The sequence below is a fragment of the Ventrimonas sp. genome (assembly GCF_048380235.1).
GTDB lineage: Bacteria > Bacillota > Clostridia > Lachnospirales > Lachnospiraceae > Brotaphodocola.
On sequence record NZ_DBFCCJ010000034.1, the window covers coordinates 106920 to 125367 of the forward strand.

Below are 18448 nucleotides of genomic sequence, written 5' to 3' on the forward strand. Positions count from 1 at the left end.
GTTGCCGGTTCTGACTGCCTCTCTGTGCAATTCCTGCGCGATCTTTCTCGCTTCTTCCTCAGCAGACTGCACCTTCTCCGCAGAGAATGCCTCCTGCGCCTGGTCCGGCTTTTCCGAATGCCTTAAGCTCTCCGGCTCTCCCTCCCAGTGCTGTCCGGCGCGCATGCCGTCAAGTCCGCCCAGAAGCGGGTCTTTCTTTGTTCTGTCTTCACTCATGAAATAACCACCTTATTTATTGCGGTACTTGTCCAGAAGCTTGTTGATGCGCTTGGTCGGACTCAGCAGCTCGCTTAAAGAATCATCATGATTTAAGTTGTCGATGATCAGGGCAATGTACTTACTCATATCTACATCAATGTAGTACGGTCTGGATAACAGCTCCGGAGTCTGGTATACCACATTGGTAGTCAGGATCCGGTCGATCAGGCCATTCTCATAATACTCGTCAAATTTAGCCAGTCCGTTGGTGAACAGACCGAAGGTTGCGCAGATAAATACCTTTCTTGCTTTTCTGCGCTTTAACTCCTTTGCAACATCCAGCATGCTCTCGCCGGAGGAGATCATATCATCCACAATGATAACATCCTTGCCTTCTACGCTGGAGCCCAAGAACTCGTGAGCCACGATCGGGTTGCGGCCGTTCACGATCTTGGTATAATCGCGGCGCTTGTAGAACATACCCATATCCAGGCCCAGTACGTTTGCAAAGTAAACAGCACGGCCCATGCCGCCCTCATCCGGGCTGATGACCATCATGTGGTCACTGTCGATCTGAAGCTCTGTCTCATTCTTTAACAGATGCTTGATAAACTGGTAAATCGGCTGTACAGTCTCAAAGCCCTTTAACGGGATGGCATTCTGCACACGCGGGTCGTGAGCGTCAAAGGTGATGATATTCTCTACACCCATGTTGGTCAGCTCCTGCAGGGCCAGCGCACAGTCTAAGGACTCACGGCCGGAGCGCTTATGCTGACGGCTTTCATAGAGGAACGGCATAATGACGTTGATACGGCGTGCCTTGCCTGCTGCTGCCGCGATCACACGCTTTAAGTCCTGGAAATGGTCATCCGGGGACATATGATTGGTCATGCCGCACAGAGAGTAGGTCAGATTATAGTTACATACATCTACCATGATGTAAAGATCGTCACCACGAACGGAAGACTCAATAGTTCCCTTGCCTTCACCGGAGCCGAAACGCGGGGTTTTAGCCTCAATAATGTAAGAGTCTCTCTGATAGCCTGCAAACGCGATAGTAGATTTGTGCTCACTCTCGCGTTCCTTTCTCCACTCGACCAGCCAGTCGTTTACCTTCGCACCCAGGGTCGAACAGCTTTTTAACGGAATCAGTCCTAATGGTCCTACCGGAATGGTCTCAATGGTCTTCTCTTCGTAAATCATCTTTTCCTCCATGCAATGTATATTATTTGTTATTCGTAACCGGCGAAGCCTCCCGGATCCCGGGATGCCGCCACATCGCTTCTTTTATATCATTATGCCTCAGTTAAGTCAAGCAAATACCCTCTTTTTCATGCGGATATCCGCACCGTAAAGCGGGATGACACGGTAATTGCTCATGATCCGGGACGTAACACGGTCTGAATAGGTGTCCTTCAGCATGCTCATGGACAGGTTCGTGGAAATGATCGTTCCCTTCTTTCTGCCGATGCGCTCATTGATGCAGTAAAAGAGCTGGGAGGACACAAAGGAGTTATTGAGCTCCGTTCCCAGGTCATCGATAATCAGCATGTCACATTCCAGAATATAGCGGTAACTCTCCTCTGCATCCTCCTCGCTTTCCCTGCCAAACTTGTATTTGGAAAAGATTTCAAACAGCTCATTGGAGGATAAATAAATGACCGAAATGCACCGGTCGATCAGTTCTTTCGCAATGCAGTTGGTGAGAAATGTCTTTCCCACACCTGTGCCGCCGGTAAAGAGGATGCTGTTTCCTTTTGCCGGATACTGCTGCGCAAACTCACGGCACTGCCGCACCACCACATCCATGTAGGCCCTCTCTGTCATGCCCAGCTGAGGAACTTTCTCGGTATCATCGTAAAAATCAAAGCGGAGATGGTCAAAGTTCTCCTCTTTTAAGACTGCCTCAATGTTAGACTGGGCATAAAGAATATTCAGCCGCTGCCGTTCAAAGCAGTGACAGCGTTTTCCATTCACATAGCCCGTATCCTGACAGTCCGGGCAGTCATAGCGAGGCTCCATATAGTCTGCCGGGAACCCGGCTGATTTTAAAAGCGTCAGTTTCTGCTCTTTCAGATCCGCCAGTTCTTCCTTCAGATGTTCCCGGGCTCTTGTGTCTCCGCCCAGCACCCGTCTGGCACAGTCTGCGGCCCTTGTACTGAGCTGGCGGTCCAGCTCCTGAATCTGCGGTATTTTGCTGTATACTTCCCGAACCCGTGCTTCCATGGCCCGGCGCTGCAAGCGCTGCCGTTCTTCATACCCGCGCATCACCGCGTTGTACTGGGAATTACTCAGTGCCATAATCTGTTCTCCTTACTGTTCTCCGATCCAGTCCTTCACCTGATTCAGCACCATAGAGTCATAGTCGGTGTTTCTCTGCTCAAAGTTTAAGAACTGGTTGTTTGTCTGACGGCTGTTCTTCCGGGTCTTCTGGCTCTTCTGGCCTTTGTACTGTTCATCCAGCACCGAAATGTCGTTCAGGCTGTGAACGCCGGCCTTTCGCCAGTCGGAAAGGATTTTGTCCGCATAGCGGAAGCTTGGGTTGTGGGTAGCCTCCATGGTACGGTTGCAGGCCTCCAGCACCACCTCTTTCGTAAAACCATATTCCCCGAACCAGCGCTCGATCATTTCCCGCTCCGTTTCCCCGGGATTTCTTCCGGTCAGTCCAAAGGCCCGCATCACGGAAAATGAGTTTTTGGTAAAGCCGCTGGCATAAGCCTTGGCCTGCTCCACGGTAGCGAAGCCCTTTTCATGCCAGCTGATGGCTACGGTCTCTATATAACGGATGCTGGTGTGCCCGCCCTGCACACAGTGCTCCACCACATATTCCAGCAGCTCTGCTGACATGTGGAGCCCGTCGTAAAGATAGGCAAATACCTCCAGCTCCCGCTGGGTAAAAATCTTATTCAGATAACGCTGGGCAATGTACAAAAGCTCCGAGAACTCTCCGTCTCCCTGCAGGCGGTTCACCTGGTCCTGGCTGTACACCGGCCGTGCGCCCTTTGCCGGTTCCGGGGCTACTGCCTCCATAGCTGCTGCGGTGGTCTGCTGTATAACAGTCTCCTGCTTTGCCGCCGGGCCCTGCTTCGTCTGCCCGGTGCCGGCCCCCATGGCCTGCTGCGCGGCAAAATCTGTGCCTGTGCTCAGAACGCCCAGCTTCTCCCAATAGGCAATGGCCCGGCGGATGTCTGCCTCCGTGTGATTCAGGCCCTCCGCAATACGCTCAAGACTCACCGGTTCCCCTCTGTGGCGGAGCAGATACAGATATACCTTCACATATTCCCCGTTGGCTTCTGCCAGGTAACGGTCAATAAATTCGTTGGAAACCAGGGTTGCGTCCACCTGGAAATGATATGTAAAACTCATAAAAACCTCACCTTTCCTGTCTTGTAACAGTGTACCACATCCCCATTCAAAAAGAAATAGCTGAGTTTATCCACAGAATTTGTTGTGGATAATGTGGATAATGTGGATATAGCTCTTTCCTGTCGACAGCAATCGTGCGCAAAACATGTCAAATGGTAGATAAAATCGCGGTTTTTCAAATTTTTAGACTTCTTCTTATGTAAATTAAAAAATCCACATAGTCCCTTTACATAAAAAGTGGAAAACTATGTGGATAATGTGGATAACTATTTATTCAGGAGCTTTTCCCCAACTTTTACAATGTCTCCGGCACCCATAGTTATCAACAGATCACCGGTGGAACAATTTTTTAAAAGAAATGCTTCAATTTCCTCAAAGGTCGGGAAATAATGGACCTCTGTGCCCAGTTTTTCAATGCGGGAAGCGATATCCGCAGAGCTGATGCCCAGGGTATCCGTCTCTCTTGCCGCATAAATATCAGCAAGAACTACCGCATCCGCTGCGGAAAGTGCCTCAGCGAACTCATCCAGGAATGCCTTGGTACGGGTATAAGTATGTGGCTGGAAAACACACCAAAGCTTTTTATGTGGATAATTATGTGCTGCCTTTAAGGTCGCCGCGATCTCCTGCGGATGGTGTGCGTAATCATCAATAATCGTAATGCCGTTTAACTCACCCTTTTTCTCAAAGCGGCGGTCTGTTCCGGTAAAATGAAGAAGTCCCTCAGCAATGGCTGCATCCGGAATTCCCAGGGCTTTCGCGGTGGCAATGGCTGCCAGGGCATTGTATACATTATGCTCACCCGGAACTCCCAGCGTAATGGTCCCGGCTTTCTTTCCCTGCTCCATCAGGTTAAAGGTCGGGCGGGCAAATGTGTCATAGGTAATATCTGCAGCACTGTAATCACTCTCACTGCTGTGTCCAAAGGTAACTACCCTGCATGGCAGACCGCCGCTGATCTCCTCGTAATTCTTAATATCACGGTTGATGATCAGAAGTCCCTTCTCATCCAGCTTCTGGGCAAACAGGCGGAAGGAATGACGGATATCATCCAGATCCTTGAAGAAATCCAAATGGTCTGCTTCTATATTTAAGATGATCTCCATGGTCGGGAAGAAGGAAAGGAAGCTGTTGGTATACTCACAGGCCTCCGTCACAAACAGCTCCGGTCCGCCCACGCGGATGTTTCCACCGATGGAATGCAGGATTCCGCCTACAGAGATGGTCGGATCTTTCTCCGCTGCCAGAAGAATCTCTGTCACCATGGAGGTAGTCGTAGTCTTTCCATGGGTTCCGGAAATGGCGATGGCCTCACCGTAGTTTTTCATGATCTGGCCTAACAGCTCCGCACGGGTCATCATCGGAATGCCGCGGCGCACCACCTCTGCGTACTCCGGGTTATCCGCATGAACCGCGGCAGTGTAAACCACCAGGTCCATATCATCGGTAATATTGGCTGCCGCCTGGCCATACATCACCTTTGCTCCGGCTGCTGCCAGATGTTCGGTTAGCTCGCTCTCATGGGCATCGGAGCCGCTCACGCGAAATCCCTCCCGCATCAGGATCTCTGCAAGGCCGCTCATGCTGATACCGCCGATTCCGATAAAATGAATGGCAATGGGTTTCTTAAAATCTATCTGATACATACTGGTTTCCATCCTTTTCTCATGTTCATGTTCTTCTTAATATAATATACTGCTTCATATTCTTTTCCTTTTTACTTCCTTTTGCATGAAAAGTCAATGTTTTTCTAGTCTTTCCAAAGGATTTGTAATATAATTGGAAGGAAAAATGGAATGAAAGGAGTCTGTTTACAGAGGTATATACTATGAAATCTAATCCTACCCCACATTCGTTTATGCGTGCCCTATCCGGCTTTTTTGTCAGCCTGTTCGGAATCCTCGGATGGCTGTTTCAGTCCATCCTGCATATTCTGACCTGCGGTCTGCTTTTGTGCGGCCTCATTGGCCTGCTCATTTATGCGAAGGTACGTCCGGAGCTGGACCACTGCCGGGAAGTTGCCTACGATAAGCTGGCGCAGATGCAGCGCCAGGACTTCAGTATGCTGTCTGACACAGAAATATACGATAAAAACGATCAGCTGATCGGCCTGATCAATGCCGGACATTACGAATATGTCCCCATCAGCCAGATCAGCATGAATCTGCAGAATGCTTATATTGCCCAGGAAGACCGACGCTTCAAATCCCACACCGGTGTTGACTGGATCGCTACCTTCCGTGCAGGTCTCGCCCTCATCAAAAACCGCGGCGAGATCACCCAGGGCGGAAGCACCATCACACAGCAGGTGGTAAAGAACACCTACCTAACCCAGGAACAGAGCTTCACCCGCAAAATCGTGGAAATCCTGCTGGCGCCGGAGATTGAGAAAAAGTATTCCAAAGCAGATATCATGGAATTTTACTGCAACACCAATTTCTACGGCAACCACTGCTATGGCGTGGAAGCTGCCAGCCGCTACTACTTCGGCAAGGACGCCAGCGACCTGGAATCCTACGAAGCAGCTGTACTGGTCGGCATCAGCAACAGCCCCACCGCCTACAACCCCGTCCGCAACCCGGAGGCCTCTTTAAAGAAGCGCAACGATGTGCTGCAAAGCATGCTGGAAGTCGGTTATCTCACGGAAGATGCCTATAACAGCGCCATCAGCCAGCCATTAAGCATCGTGCAGGAAGAGGGCGAGGGCAGTAACGAGAATTACATGAGCAGCTATGCCATCCACTGCGCTGCCCTGGCGCTCATGAAGCTGGACAACTTTCAATTCCAGTATATCTTCAAAGACAAATCCAATTACGACTCTTATATAGAAAATTACCAGGCCACCTACACCGAGAAGGCCGATGACATCCGTGCAGGCGGCTACCGTATCTACACGACCCTCGACCAGGAGCTTCAGAAGACATTGCAGACTCAGCTTGACGATGTCCTGTCCCCGTACACAGAGCTTCAGGATAACGGAAAATATGCCCTTCAGGGTGCCGGCGTCATCGTAGACAATATGACAAACAGCGTGGTAGCCGTGGTCGGCGGACGCGGCGAAAACGATGTCTACAACCGAGCCTACTTAAGCGCAAGACAGCCGGGAAGTACCATCAAACCCCTGATCGACTACGCGCCTGCCTTCGATACCGGCGAATACTATCCGGCCCGCCTGGTCAACGACCATAAATGGGAGAACGGCCCCTCCAACAGCGGCGGCTCCTACTATGGCAATGTTTCTGTCCGTGAGGCTTTAAACCGCAGCTTAAATACTGTGGCATGGCAGATTCTCACCGACATCGGCGTGGACTATGGCTTAAACTATCTGGGCGAAATGGAATTCCAGAAGCTCACTTACATTGATAACGACGTACCGTCCTTAAGTATCGGCGGATTCACCAACGGTGTCCGGGTTGTGGATATGGCAAAAGGCTACAGCACCCTGGCAAACGGCGGTGTATACAATGACCAGACCTGTATCCGCAAGATCGATCATGAACATAACGGCGAGATGACCAAAAACTTAAAGCCACATTCCCAGGTGGTTTATCAGCAGGATTCCGCTTACATGCTGACCGACATCTTAAAGGGAACACTCACGGAAGCCTACGGAACCGGTTATGGCCTGGCACTGGAAAATGGCATGCCTGCCGCCGGAAAAACCGGCACCACCAACAGCAGCAAAGACACCTGGTTCTGCGGCTACACCCGCTACTACACCACTGCAGTCTGGGTCGGCTACGACACTCCGCGGGCCATGCCGGGTATTTACGGCAAGACCTATGCCGGAAAAATCTGGAAGCAGATCATGGATCAGATCCATGAGGGCAAAGAACCCTTAGACTGGCAGCAGCCCGCCACTGTGGAGGTAACCACCGACTCTAAGAGCGGCATCACAGACCTATTCAGCGCCACCTTAAATGACCGGGCACAGCAGACCCTTCATGACAAAGAACAGCGCAAGCTGGAAGAGGACCTGGAAGCCGCAGTAACAGCCTTTGAAGACAAAACCATCGAAACGGTTGAGGACACCTACTGGGTAAAAGAACAGTACCAGAGTATCATCTCCAGGCTGAATCTGATGGACGGCAGCGACAAACGTACCGAACTGCTGGAGCGCATGACAAAACGCAATGAGGAATTTGCCCCGATCATCCGTGATATGCAGGATACCATCGCCCTGTATGAGGCCCAAAAGGCCAAGGAAAAAGCAGAAGCCCAGAAAAAGGCAGAAGAAGATGCTGTCACGGCAAGAAAAAATCAGGAAATCCAGACTCGCAAAAATACCTTCCTGAGTGCCCTGCGGGATGTGGAAAATCTGGAATACCAGTCCTCCGAGGCTGAAAGCCTTGTGCAGAATGCTATCAGCAAGCTCTCTCTGGTAGAGACTTATGAAGAAGCCGCTTCCTACAAGGAACGTCTTCAGAAAGCCATCGACCGCATTGCCACCCTGCCGACCGAGAGCGAATGGCAGGCCGCACAGCAGCAGAAAGAAGCAGCCAAAGCCGAAGCCCAGGCTGCGGAGCAGGAGCAGATCGGCATCGAGCAGCAATCTCTGAAAAATTATTTAAATCAGGCCAAACGAAGCTGGAATACCTGGAGCAACCAGCCACCGGCAAATCCGGCGGCCGGTCCCGGTTCTTCTTCACAATCTGTGATCGCAGCACCAACAACAGGAAGGAATGATTAAATGAAGGATCATCATGCTGAATCAGAACATGTCACTCCGGGAAGCACAACAAAACTGCAGAACCCGGACACACAAGAGATTCCGGTAGATACCGCAAAGCTTCAGGCGGCGCTTGAGAAGCGTGCTGACCAGGAGACCACCGTGCTTCCCTCACTTAGCATGCCGGCAAACAAAAAGCGTCTCACCATCCGCCCCTTAAGTGAGCGCTGGTGGACGCCTTCTGTCCGCTCCTGGTTTTTCACATTCATGTGCATGAACATGCCCATTGTGGGCTGGTTTTATCTTTTTCATAAAGCCCGGTATGAAGAAGACCCGGCACGAAAAGAATTCGCCCGGGCCTACCTCTTTTACAAACTCGTATTTTTCATTGCGGGAGCCGTTGTCCTGCTGATCCTGATCTGGATCGGACTGGGACTTTTAGACCAGCTGCTCGCTTATATGGAAATGTTGTAACTTTACTGTGTAAATACCACTCTGTGATTCCGCTCCAGTGCCAGAAGCAGAAGATTACCCAGTACTCCAATAGCCAGGATCTCTCCGATTCCTACCGTCAGCATCGCATACGGGATCAGGTCTGTAGAGCCATATGCATAACGCAGTACCCATGGAACGATGATGGTATTGGAAAGGATCGGCGGCAGGCATACCAGCCATTTATTCTTCTTCCCAAGATAATAGGAGCCAACTGCTCCGATCAGGGTTGCAATACTGCCGAACACTACATCAAGCGGTGCTGCTCCGCAGAGCAGATTTGCAAGAAAGCAGCCGACGGTCACACCCGGTACCGCGCTCGGTAAAAAATACGGGAGCACGCAGAGTGCCTCGGAAATCCGGAACTGGACCGGACCGAAAGCAATCGGTGCAACGATCATAGTCAGAGCCACATAGACAGCCGCAATGGCTGCTCCCTGGGTAATGCGGCCAGTTGTTGATTGGTTACGCTGTTTGTTCATATTCAATTCTCCTTTAGTTTTGTTTTACGAGTGGAAGGTCACGAACACTCGATTCATTTTCGCGCAGCAACGAGCCAGGCGAACATGCTTGCATGTACATCTGGCGACTGCCGCGGAAGGTATATATCGAAGATATATAGCCTTACGCCGGAAATCGGCGAGCCCTTTAAGACCTTATTTTTGCGGGCTTTGCAACGGGTAAGAGTATAACATAGAGAAGCCAGGAACGCAAGATAGCATTTCTGGCTTCTCTGCATTTCAATCCTTTTTTCTTCCTACAGTTTCCGGTAATCCCCGATGAATCCCTCTCCATAGGTTTCTTTCGTCGGTGACACGATCACAAAGGCCCTCGGGTCATGCCGGTCAATGATCTCTTTGACCACATGAAACTGTTTGCGGTCCACCGCACAGGTCAGAGTTAGCCCCTCTTTTCCGCTGTATCCGCCAATGCTCTTATAAAACGTAGTACCGCGGTCCATGGTCTCCATGATTTCCCTTGCAATCTCCTCATTCTTTTCTGAGTGAATGGTGATCAGACTTCCCTTATTCATACCATAGAGCAGCGTATCCACTGCCTGTGTCGTGCAGACAATGGAAATGATGCCATACAGTGCCGCCTCAATCTCACCAAACACCAGAACCGAAGCTCCCACGATCACAAAGTCTACCAGCATAATGGCATAACCGGTCTGCATATAGGGGCAGAGCTTCTGCAGAAGCTTTGCCAGGATATCCCCGCCTCCTGTGGTAGAGTTTCGCATAAAGATCAGCGCCATGCCGACTCCCACGAAAATCCCGCCAAACCCGCAGGAGATCAGCCGGTCGCCCTCATACTGCCAGATTCCGGCCATAGATACCAGGTCCTGGATCACACTCATCCAGATAACGGTTCGGACGGTTTTAAGGGTCATGGAGCGGTCTAACAGGCACCAGGCGGCAAGCATCAGCGGAATGTTGATCACCAGGCTCACCGCACCGATGGGCAGCGCAAACAGGTGATTTAGCATCAATGCAATACCGGACACCCCGCCCGGCGCGATGCGGCTCGGCTCAATAAAACACCAGACGCCTACTGCCTGCAAAAACGCGCCCGCAAAATCAAACAGGGCATCGATTCCCAGTTCCTTCCATTTTTTCTTCGTCTTGTTTGTATCCATGGTTCTGTTCCTTTCCGCGCTGCACCATTCCAGATAAATCCCCGGTGCCGGAACGCTCCTGAATTTCCCAGATTCCGGCTGATTTTATAGAACAGCAAAAGAGGACCGACATCCGCGTCAGCCCTCTTCCTTTTGCATCAGCTGCGCGAATATAGTCTCTTTCACTATAATCCATGCAGTTGCATTTCTTTTCTTTGATTGTTTTGTTACTGGTTTTTCTTTTTGTTTTCGGCAAATTCTACTTTTACCTGGTCTAACAGGCCCTCTTTGGTAAGCAGGTCGTAGCAGGCTCCACCGATGGCCTTTGCGCCGTAGATCACGCAGTTGTGAGCGCTCTCGCTCTTACCTGCATCTACAAACTCCTGGGAGTGGGATGCCGTTCCCTCCGGAACGAATGCCACACGGATGCAGGAGCCCGGAATCTCGTACATTACGTTGCCGAAATCTGTCGAGCCGGTCTTCTCCCGGGGCGGTGCCAGCTGCGGTGCTCCCGCAAGCTCAGCATTGTCCATCAGAAGCTTGTTTAATGCCAGAACCGGAATCTTGTTGTAGAAGAAGGTTCCCTCCTCGATATCATAGGTTACACCTGCAATCAGGGCTGCGCCCTTGATGATATCCTGGAAGCGCTCACTGACCTCTTCCAGCTCTTTTCTGGAGAAGGAACGAAGGGAGAACTCACCCTTTGCGGTAGCCGGAACCACGTTGGCCGGGCCTGGAAGCTCGGTCATGCAGTAATGCATGCGCACATCATCCGGCACATGCTCACGCAGAAACTCAATGCCCTGGAATGCTGCAAGCATCGCATCAAAGGCGCTGCGGCCCTTCTCCGGTGCCAGTGCCGCATGGGCCCGGTGTCCGTGGAAGGTTACCTTGTAGCTCTTCTGAGCCAGGCACTTGATATCGGTGCAGGTGTTCGGACCGCCATGCATCATGAAAGCCACATCCAGCTCCCTAAAGCAGCCGTTCTGGATCATCTGAACCTTGCTGCCAAAGGTCTCCTCAGCCGGGGTTCCATATACTACAAGCTGGAACGGCTTATCCGTGTCCAGATTCTTTAATGCTACTGCGGCGCCCAGACATCCCGGGCCCTGCATATGATGGCCGCAGCCGTGTCCCAGGTTGCGGAGCGCGTCGTACTCGCAAAGAATACCAAGAACCGGTCCACCCTCGCCATGACTGTAGGCAGCGCGGAACGCGGTCTTAAAACCGCCCACGCCCATCTCTACCTCAAACCCGTTTTTCTTCAGGTAATCGGTCAGAAGGCCGCTGGCAAATACCTCTTCGCCCTCGTACTCCGGATTATCAAAAATCTGGTCTGCCATGGAGCACAGCTCAGCGCGCTGCGCGTCAATGGCTTCAAACAGAAACTTTTTATCACTCATTTTCTTTACTCCTTATCATCCTCTTACATTGGTCCGTAATTGATCAGCTGCGCAATGACAAGCAGCACGGTTCCAACAACCAGCCAGATGGCAAACATCTTCCACATGAAACGCATCCAGCGGTCATACGGGATGTTGCAGGCACTGATGATACCCATCAGTGCGGTAGAGGTCGGCAGAATGTAGTTACAGAAGCCGTCACCAAAGTTGAATGCCAGAACCGCAGTCTGTCTGGTCACACCGATCAGATCGGAAAGCGGAACCAGGATTGGCATAACAGCTGCTGCCTGTCCGGAACCGGAGGTCAGGAACACGTTGATGATGGTGTTCGCGATCAGCATCGCCGGTGCCTGAAGCAGGGTCGGTACGCTTCCAAGGCCGCCTGCCAGGCCATGCACAACGGTATCAATGATCTTACCGTCAGACATGATGGAGCTGATGGACTGGGCCAGGCCGATGATGATCATAGCGGACATCATCTTCTTGCAGCCTTCCAGGAAGTTCTTGCAAATGGTATCCGAATCAAATCCGGAAATGATGCCAACTACGATTGCCAGCCAGATGAACATCGCTGCCATCTCCGGCATATCCCAGCCAAACTTGATGCTTCCGTAAATAACTACACCCAGAGAAACAACCAGGGCAATGATGTTTAATACCTTGCGGGTATCGATAGTGCCGAAATCTTCCAGACCGCCGCCTGCGCGAAGCTCACTGTTCTGATCCAGATCATACATCGGGCTCTTGGTCGGGTCCTTTTTGATCTTTAACGCATAGCGAACCAGGAAGATATTGGTGATGACATAGTAAACCGCGAAACATACCCAGCGGTATCCAATACCGGAGTACAGCGGAAGCTCTGCGATTTTCTGCGCAACAACCGTGGTATTCGGATTTAAGGTACCGGTGGAGAATCCAATCGCGCCGCCAAGCAGGATGATGGCAGCACCCGTGATGGAGTCAAGTCCGATTGCCAGCGCCAGCATTACCATAACCGGAGCAAACGCAATGAACATGTTTACAGCCTGGGTGGTACAGATCAGACCAAACATCAGGGTCAGGATTGGAATGAACACATACAGGTTGTTGGAGAATTTCTTTGCCAGCTTTGCGATCACTGCCTGCAGTGCGCCGGACTGGGTCAGCATGTGGAACGCGCCGCCGGAGAATAAGATAACCAGCATGATATCCACACGTTTGATGAATGCCTTAACAATGTACATCGGGATCAGCAGCGGATTGACCGGAGTTCTCGCAATGTAGTTAAACTGGGTCGGATCAATGACCTTGATGCCATCCGCATTTTCCACGCGGGCATACTCACCGGCCGGAATGATCCAGGTTAAAAGCACAGCAGCGATGATAATAGAAAATACGATCACAAAGCTGTGCGGTACTCGAAACTTTTTCTTGGTACTCATACCAAAAGCCACCTCCTGTTAAATTTTATTATTTTAAAGTATAACAGTGATGGTGGCTTTTTACCATTTTGTTTTTCTTAAAGCAGTTTTAAATTTTTTGAATTGTTTGTTATATTAGTGCAATTATTGTCGTTTTTCTGTGTAATGGGAAACTCCGGATCCCTCAGTGGCTTCCTGCTCATAACGGCTCCGGATCGTCTCCACCAGAATGTCCAACAGGTACTTCTCGCATTCGGAAATCACGTGTCCCTTCCGGTACACCAGCACCAGGCTGGACTGATAGGACTCCCGGTTGATCAGAAAATACCGCACATGCTCAAACTTCTGCATATCCGAAATGTAGCCGAGACGGTTAAATCCGATTCCCAGTCCCTGGTTTACCATGCTCAGGATCACGTCAAAATGACCAATCTCTATGATCCGCCCCGGACGGATACGCGCCCGCTCCAGAATGTAATTCGCGGTTCTGCGCATGCTCTGGTCCTGCATCGGAACAATAAAGGTCTCCCGATCCAGATGGCGTATGTCCAGATGCGGAAATATGTCCCCTTCCACGGAATATGCGTACGAGACAGCCGGGTGGGTGTCCGGCAGTGCCAGAAGCACCGGCTCCTTTGCGATTTCCTGACAGACTGCGTCCGGCAGCTCATCCCGGAAAATGGAGACCATAAAGTCCACGCTGCCTTCCCGGTACATGCGGGTCAGGTCTCCCAGGTTTCCATCCCGGAAGATCACATCTACATCCGGATACTTCTCCATAAAGCGCTGCAGAGCCTCCGGCACAATGGAGATTGCCCTGCGCTGCTGGATCCCCACACGGATAGCCGGATGGCTTTTATGCAGTTCATTCTCCACCAGCCCGTCAAACTCAGCCTTCAGCTCCAGCATTTTCTCCGCCCGCACCACGTACTCTTCCCCGATGGAAGTCAGGACAAATGCCTTGCCCCTTCCCGTGCGCTCAAACAGGCGGACGCCCAGATATTTTTCCAGATTGCTGATATAGACACTCAGCGCCGAAGGAGAAATGAACAGTTCCTCCGCCGCCCGGGAAAGACTCTGGCAGCGCGCCAGGGTGCATACATACTGCTGCTCCTTTAAGTTCATCTTGCTATCTCACCTTCTGTATTTTCTTCTGCTTCGCTGTGAGCAGAAGCTTCCTCCATCTGCAGGCACATCTGTACTCCATTGGTTTCTCCCTTATCCGGGTCTGTCTCAATCAGCCCAAACCGGTCAAACAGCGGATAAATATAGGATATTCCACGGATATCTCCCAGTGCCTTTGGGCGCTTCACATAGGGCTTTTCACCTTCCGAAAGGCTTTCCTTCATCTTCAGCACATTCTGGAACGCCATCCGGACTGAGCTCCAAGTGATGGACTTGCTGTTCTCCCGCCGGTCCACCCAGAGTTCCTTTGTAAGGCCGCCATGTTTTCCTTCCTTTAATGTGTAGGAATACGGAAGCCCGGACATGGTACGAAGCGGCTCTCCCTGAAACGCCACGATGCACGCCCAGAGCTGTTCCTCTAAAAAATCTTCCAGAAGTTCTGCCACCGCCGTCTGTTTCTCATCCTGTTCCATGACTCCAAGCCCCTTTCCCAATCCGTTTTTTGTTACTGTTCACACACAATGTCAGTACCGTTTTTCTTATTCATGCGCTGCATGAACATCATTTTTACATATGAGTATAACACAGGATCCGACGAAAAAAAAGAAGGCTGTACGGCTTCAAACCTATGATATTGACTTCCCGGTGAAAAAAGCATACAGTTAAGGGCAGACGTTACAGTTCCTGCAATACACAAACCACAGCGGGTTTTCTGAGCGAAAGTTCCCGCAGAAAGAAGGTTTTCATGAATCCAAATATGACTCCGCTTCCACCAGGCTACACCCACGTCCAGCACACCTTTGAGCCGGTCTTCGATGAACACTCCCGCATTCTGATCCTCGGAAGCTTCCCTTCCGTAAAATCCCGGGAGAACCAGTTCTACTATGGTCATCCGCAGAACCGTTTCTGGAAGCTCATGGCTCAGCTTCTGGAGGTTCCAGTTCCCCAGTCCATAGACGAAAAAAAGACCATGCTTCTCACACATGGTCTTGCTCTCTGGGATGTCATCACATCCTGTGATATCAAAGGATCCAGTGACAGCAGTATTAAAAATGCTGTTCCCGCAGACATCAGCCGGATTTTAAAAGCAGCCAATATCCAGACGATTATTGCCAACGGCGGCACCGCATTCCGGCTTTACAGACGCTACTGCGAACCGGTTACCGGGCGTCCGGCTGCGCTCTGTCCTTCCACCAGTCCCGCAAACGCGGCTTTTTCCCTGGAACGGCTGTCCGAATGCTGGAGTAAATTTATTATCTGGCCAGCTCGCCGTTCTCCATCCGCTGTTCCATGATCTTACGGAGTTCGTCTACACAGGTGCCCAGTGCCTTTCCAGTCTCGTCAATGGTCACGTCCGCATACTTTTCATAAAGCGGCACGCGCTCATTGTAGAGATCCAACAGGGTCATGCCGTCCTTTAAGGCTACTCCGCGGTCTTTTAAGTCGCCAAGGCGCTGCTTTACGTCCTCATAGCTCAGCTTTAAGTACACGACTGTGCTGATTTCATGCAGGTGTTCCATGGCCTTCGGGCCGTAGATCACGCTGCCGCCCGGAGCGATCACGGAACGCTCTGTCTCCAGCTCTGCATTCACTGCTTCCTCGACCTTTAAGAACCCTTCGGTTCCGCGCTCCGCAATGATCTCTTTTAAAAGCTGGCCGGTTTTTTCCTGAATCACGATATCCACATCTACAAATGAATAGCCAAGGCGTTTTGCCAGCAGAACGCCGATGGTACTCTTACCGGATGCCGGCATGCCTACCAATGTAATGTTTGATTTCATTTTGCTTTCCTCCGTGTGTGCTTCGCTGTATCGGAACGTTTGCTTTTATTTTTGCTGTCTTTCCGTACCGAATATCCAAAGGTTCCGATCTTCTCTCCCAGTTCAAAATACGTTCCATGGGAGTAGCTGACCAGCTTTGCGTCATTTAAATGGAAGGTTCCCTTCTCATCCATGTAACGGTCATCCACCGTTACGCCCAGAATCTCCGCAATGAACATGTCATGGCTTCCAAGCTCCACCACCTGCTTCACTTTACACTCCAGGTTTAACGGACTCTCCGCAATGCCCGGTGCGCTGATATGCTGAGATGGAAGCGGTGTCAGCTTCATCTCCTGGAACTTATCTGTATCACGGCCGGATTTTACGCCGCAGTAGTCGGTGGCAAACACCAGATCCTTTGTCACCAGATTGACCACGAATTCGCCGGTCTCTTTGATAATGTCGTAAGAATAGCGCTCTTTCCGCACGGAAATAGAAAGCATAGCCGGGGCAGAGCAGACGGTTCCGGCCCAGGCTACCGTTATGATATTTGGCTTTTCACCGGGCCGTGCGCAGCTTACCATCACGGCCGGTACCGGGTACAGCATGTTGCCGCCCCGCCAGCTCTGTTTTCCCATATTTTTCTCCTCTTAGTTCTCGCAGGCAATCATGATGGACGGAATCAGCTGTTTCTTTCTGGATACCACACCCGGAAGCTCTACCACATTTGCCTCATCGTCAGCACCGGCTTCTTCCATATGGAATGCAGCGCGGATGAGTGCTTCTGCACCCTCGCCCTCGCAAAGCAGGGAGGTAGACTCGGTCAGGATATTGGTCAGCATGAAGAAGATCATATCCACGCCGTGCTCCTCGTGGGGCTTCTTTAAGAACGGAAGCAGACGCTCCCTTAACTCTACCAGCTCATCTGCATTTAAGGAGCTGATCTGGCCTACACCATAACTGGTTTTACCGGAATTGAACAGCTTGAAATCCTGATAGAAGATTTCATCATTGCTCTTGCCGCGCAGGTTGCTTCCTGCTGAGAACATGTCGGCTGCATAGCGGTCCATATCGATCTCGGCAATCCTTGCCAGCTCAGTTGCTGCCATTTTGTCGATCGGGGTGCAGGTCGGAGAACGGAATAACAGGGTATCAGAGATGATAGCACTGCACAGCATGCCTGCGGTTGCCTTATCGATCTCTACATTGTTCTCATGGTACATCTGATAAACGATGGTTGCGGTACATCCCACCGGCTGATTGCGGAAGAATACCGGTGAGATAGTCTCTACGGTACCTAATTTATGGTGGTCAATGATCTCCTGGATGTCTGCATTCTCCAGACCATCTACGGCCTGATTCTTCTCATTGTGATCTACCAGGATGATCTGCTTTCCCTTTGCACCAAGCAAATTTCTGCGGGAGATCATGCCCAGGTACTTACCGTCCTTGTCCAGAACCGGGAAATCACGATGACGCTTGCTTGCCATAACCTCTTTCACATCATCGATGCAGTCGCTGTCCTCAAAGGTGATGAGGTCCTCAGTCTTCATGAAATGACCGATCGGCATACTCTGGTTGATGAGGCGGGCAGCAGTATACGCGTCGTACGGAGTGGTCATGACCGTGCAGCCATGCTCCTGCGCAAGCTTGCGGATGGTCATGGAAACTGCGGCGCCCTCGCAGACGATGATGCAGTCTGCCTCCATCTCGATGGCACACAGCTGGGACTCATAACGGTTGCCCAGGATAACCAGATCATGCTCTGAGATATAATACTCCATCATATCCGGGTTTGCCGCTGCGATCAGTACCTTACCCTGATCGAAATAATCATTCTCGTCGCCCACGACCATGGCGCCTTCCAGAGTTTCCAGAATGTTCTTGTACTGCGTATGTGCCTTGGACAGGATACTGCTGTCTAACACGTTCATGTAGGATTTTGTAATATCACCAACTGTGATCAGGCCCTCCAGAACCCCTTTCTCGCTGACTGCCGGCAGAGTCACAACATGGGCATCCTGCATCAGGTTCCATGCCTTCTTTAAGGAAATATTGCGGTCTACGCCTTTGGTCGCGCGGATCTCAATATCCTTAACCTGGGTCTTTACACTCTCAATCAGCTGCGGAGCCTCTACATGAAAGTAGTTGAGTACATACTGGGTCTCCTCATTTACATGACCGGCGCGGCCTGCCACATATTCATTTCCGGTGATCTTAGATTTCAATGCTGCGTAGCAGATTGCGGAACAGATAGAATCGGTATCCGGATTCTTATGTCCGATTACGATCGTCCGTCTTTTTCTCTCTTCTGACATAATGTCCTCCTCTTGTTGGTGCTTGCCGAAATCTCTTTTGCTATTTTCACAAAGAATCATTTCTCCGCGAAATATAATTATGGATTTTGCACTATATTT

16 protein-coding genes are annotated in these 18448 nt (G+C 50.9%); 3 read left to right on the forward strand and 13 right to left on the reverse strand.

Annotated features, from left to right (window positions below; genetic code table 11):
• Positions 1 to 228 precede the first annotated feature (228 nt).
• The 4 genes from ACMP1L_RS05600 to murC all read right to left on the reverse strand — a co-directional run bounded on the left by ACMP1L_RS05600 (position 229) and on the right by murC (position 5210).
• Entirely contained in the window at positions 229 to 1401 is a 1173-nt protein-coding gene (locus ACMP1L_RS05600; RefSeq protein WP_118731821.1) for a ribose-phosphate pyrophosphokinase, read from the reverse strand.
• A 108-nt stretch (positions 1402 to 1509) separates the two neighbouring features.
• Positions 1510 to 2499, reverse strand: a complete 990-nt coding sequence (locus tag ACMP1L_RS05605) for an ATP-binding protein (RefSeq protein ID WP_418452269.1) — start codon at positions 2497 to 2499, stop codon at positions 1510 to 1512.
• Between the two features lie 12 nt (positions 2500 to 2511).
• Positions 2512 to 3564: a DnaD domain protein gene (locus ACMP1L_RS05610; protein WP_418452271.1), complete on the reverse strand. Its 1053-nt coding sequence runs from the start codon at positions 3562 to 3564 to the stop codon at positions 2512 to 2514.
• A 266-nt stretch (positions 3565 to 3830) separates the two neighbouring features.
• Positions 3831 to 5210 carry a UDP-N-acetylmuramate--L-alanine ligase gene (gene murC, locus ACMP1L_RS05615; RefSeq protein WP_418452272.1) on the reverse strand — a complete coding sequence of 460 codons (1380 nt, stop codon included), beginning with the start codon at positions 5208 to 5210 and terminating at the stop codon, positions 3831 to 3833.
• 182 nt (positions 5211 to 5392) lie between these two features.
• Between murC and ACMP1L_RS05620 the strand changes: the two genes are divergently transcribed.
• The gene (locus ACMP1L_RS05620) at positions 5393 to 8254 is read left to right on the forward strand and encodes a transglycosylase domain-containing protein (protein WP_418452273.1); all 2862 of its coding nucleotides are present in this window, start codon (positions 5393 to 5395) and stop codon (positions 8252 to 8254) included.
• On the forward strand, positions 8255 to 8707 hold the full coding sequence (locus ACMP1L_RS05625) for a hypothetical protein (RefSeq protein ID WP_118731817.1): 453 nt from the start codon (positions 8255 to 8257) through the stop codon (positions 8705 to 8707).
• 2 nt (positions 8708 to 8709) lie between these two features.
• On the opposite strand, the gene ACMP1L_RS05630 is transcribed toward ACMP1L_RS05625, so the two are convergent.
• The 6 genes from ACMP1L_RS05630 to ACMP1L_RS05655 form a co-directional block, all read right to left on the reverse strand.
• A complete protein-coding gene (locus tag ACMP1L_RS05630) occupies positions 8710 to 9207 on the reverse strand; it encodes a QueT transporter family protein (protein ID WP_418452274.1) in 498 nt (165 codons plus the stop codon).
• Positions 9208 to 9482: 275 nt separating this feature from the next.
• Positions 9483 to 10364: a YitT family protein gene (locus ACMP1L_RS05635; protein WP_177304733.1), complete on the reverse strand. Its 882-nt coding sequence runs from the start codon at positions 10362 to 10364 to the stop codon at positions 9483 to 9485.
• 206 nt (positions 10365 to 10570) lie between these two features.
• A complete protein-coding gene (locus tag ACMP1L_RS05640) occupies positions 10571 to 11746 on the reverse strand; it encodes a M20 family metallopeptidase (RefSeq protein WP_418452275.1) in 1176 nt (391 codons plus the stop codon).
• A gap of 23 nt (positions 11747 to 11769) precedes the next feature.
• Entirely contained in the window at positions 11770 to 13167 is a 1398-nt protein-coding gene (locus ACMP1L_RS05645; RefSeq protein ID WP_418452277.1) for a YfcC family protein, read from the reverse strand.
• A 123-nt stretch (positions 13168 to 13290) separates the two neighbouring features.
• A complete protein-coding gene (locus ACMP1L_RS05650) occupies positions 13291 to 14271 on the reverse strand; it encodes a LysR family transcriptional regulator (protein WP_418452279.1) in 981 nt (326 codons plus the stop codon).
• Positions 14268 to 14744: a hypothetical protein gene (locus ACMP1L_RS05655; protein WP_177304737.1), complete on the reverse strand. Its 477-nt coding sequence runs from the start codon at positions 14742 to 14744 to the stop codon at positions 14268 to 14270. Before ACMP1L_RS05655 ends, ACMP1L_RS05650 begins: the two co-directional genes overlap by 4 nt.
• A 272-nt stretch (positions 14745 to 15016) precedes the next feature.
• Here ACMP1L_RS05655 and ACMP1L_RS05660 point away from each other — a divergent pair, with 272 nt between their 5' ends.
• Positions 15017 to 15565, forward strand: a complete 549-nt coding sequence (locus ACMP1L_RS05660; protein ID WP_418452280.1) for a DNA-deoxyinosine glycosylase — start codon at positions 15017 to 15019, stop codon at positions 15563 to 15565.
• Here ACMP1L_RS05660 and ACMP1L_RS05665 read toward each other — a convergent pair.
• Genes ACMP1L_RS05665 through ACMP1L_RS05675 form a run of 3 tightly spaced genes read right to left on the reverse strand, consistent with a single transcriptional unit; the run spans position 15525 to position 18349 of the window.
• Complete coding sequence (locus ACMP1L_RS05665; RefSeq protein ID WP_418452282.1) at positions 15525 to 16052, reverse strand: shikimate kinase; 528 nt, start codon at positions 16050 to 16052, stop codon at positions 15525 to 15527. The genes ACMP1L_RS05660 and ACMP1L_RS05665 overlap by 41 nt on opposite strands.
• Positions 16049 to 16669 carry a flavin reductase family protein gene (locus ACMP1L_RS05670; RefSeq protein ID WP_418452283.1) on the reverse strand — a complete coding sequence of 207 codons (621 nt, stop codon included), beginning with the start codon at positions 16667 to 16669 and terminating at the stop codon, positions 16049 to 16051. The genes ACMP1L_RS05665 and ACMP1L_RS05670 overlap by 4 nt, the downstream gene beginning before the upstream one ends.
• A gap of 12 nt (positions 16670 to 16681) precedes the next feature.
• Positions 16682 to 18349: a putative manganese-dependent inorganic diphosphatase gene (locus ACMP1L_RS05675; protein WP_418452284.1), complete on the reverse strand. Its 1668-nt coding sequence runs from the start codon at positions 18347 to 18349 to the stop codon at positions 16682 to 16684.
• Between the last annotated feature and the right edge of the window lie 99 nt (positions 18350 to 18448).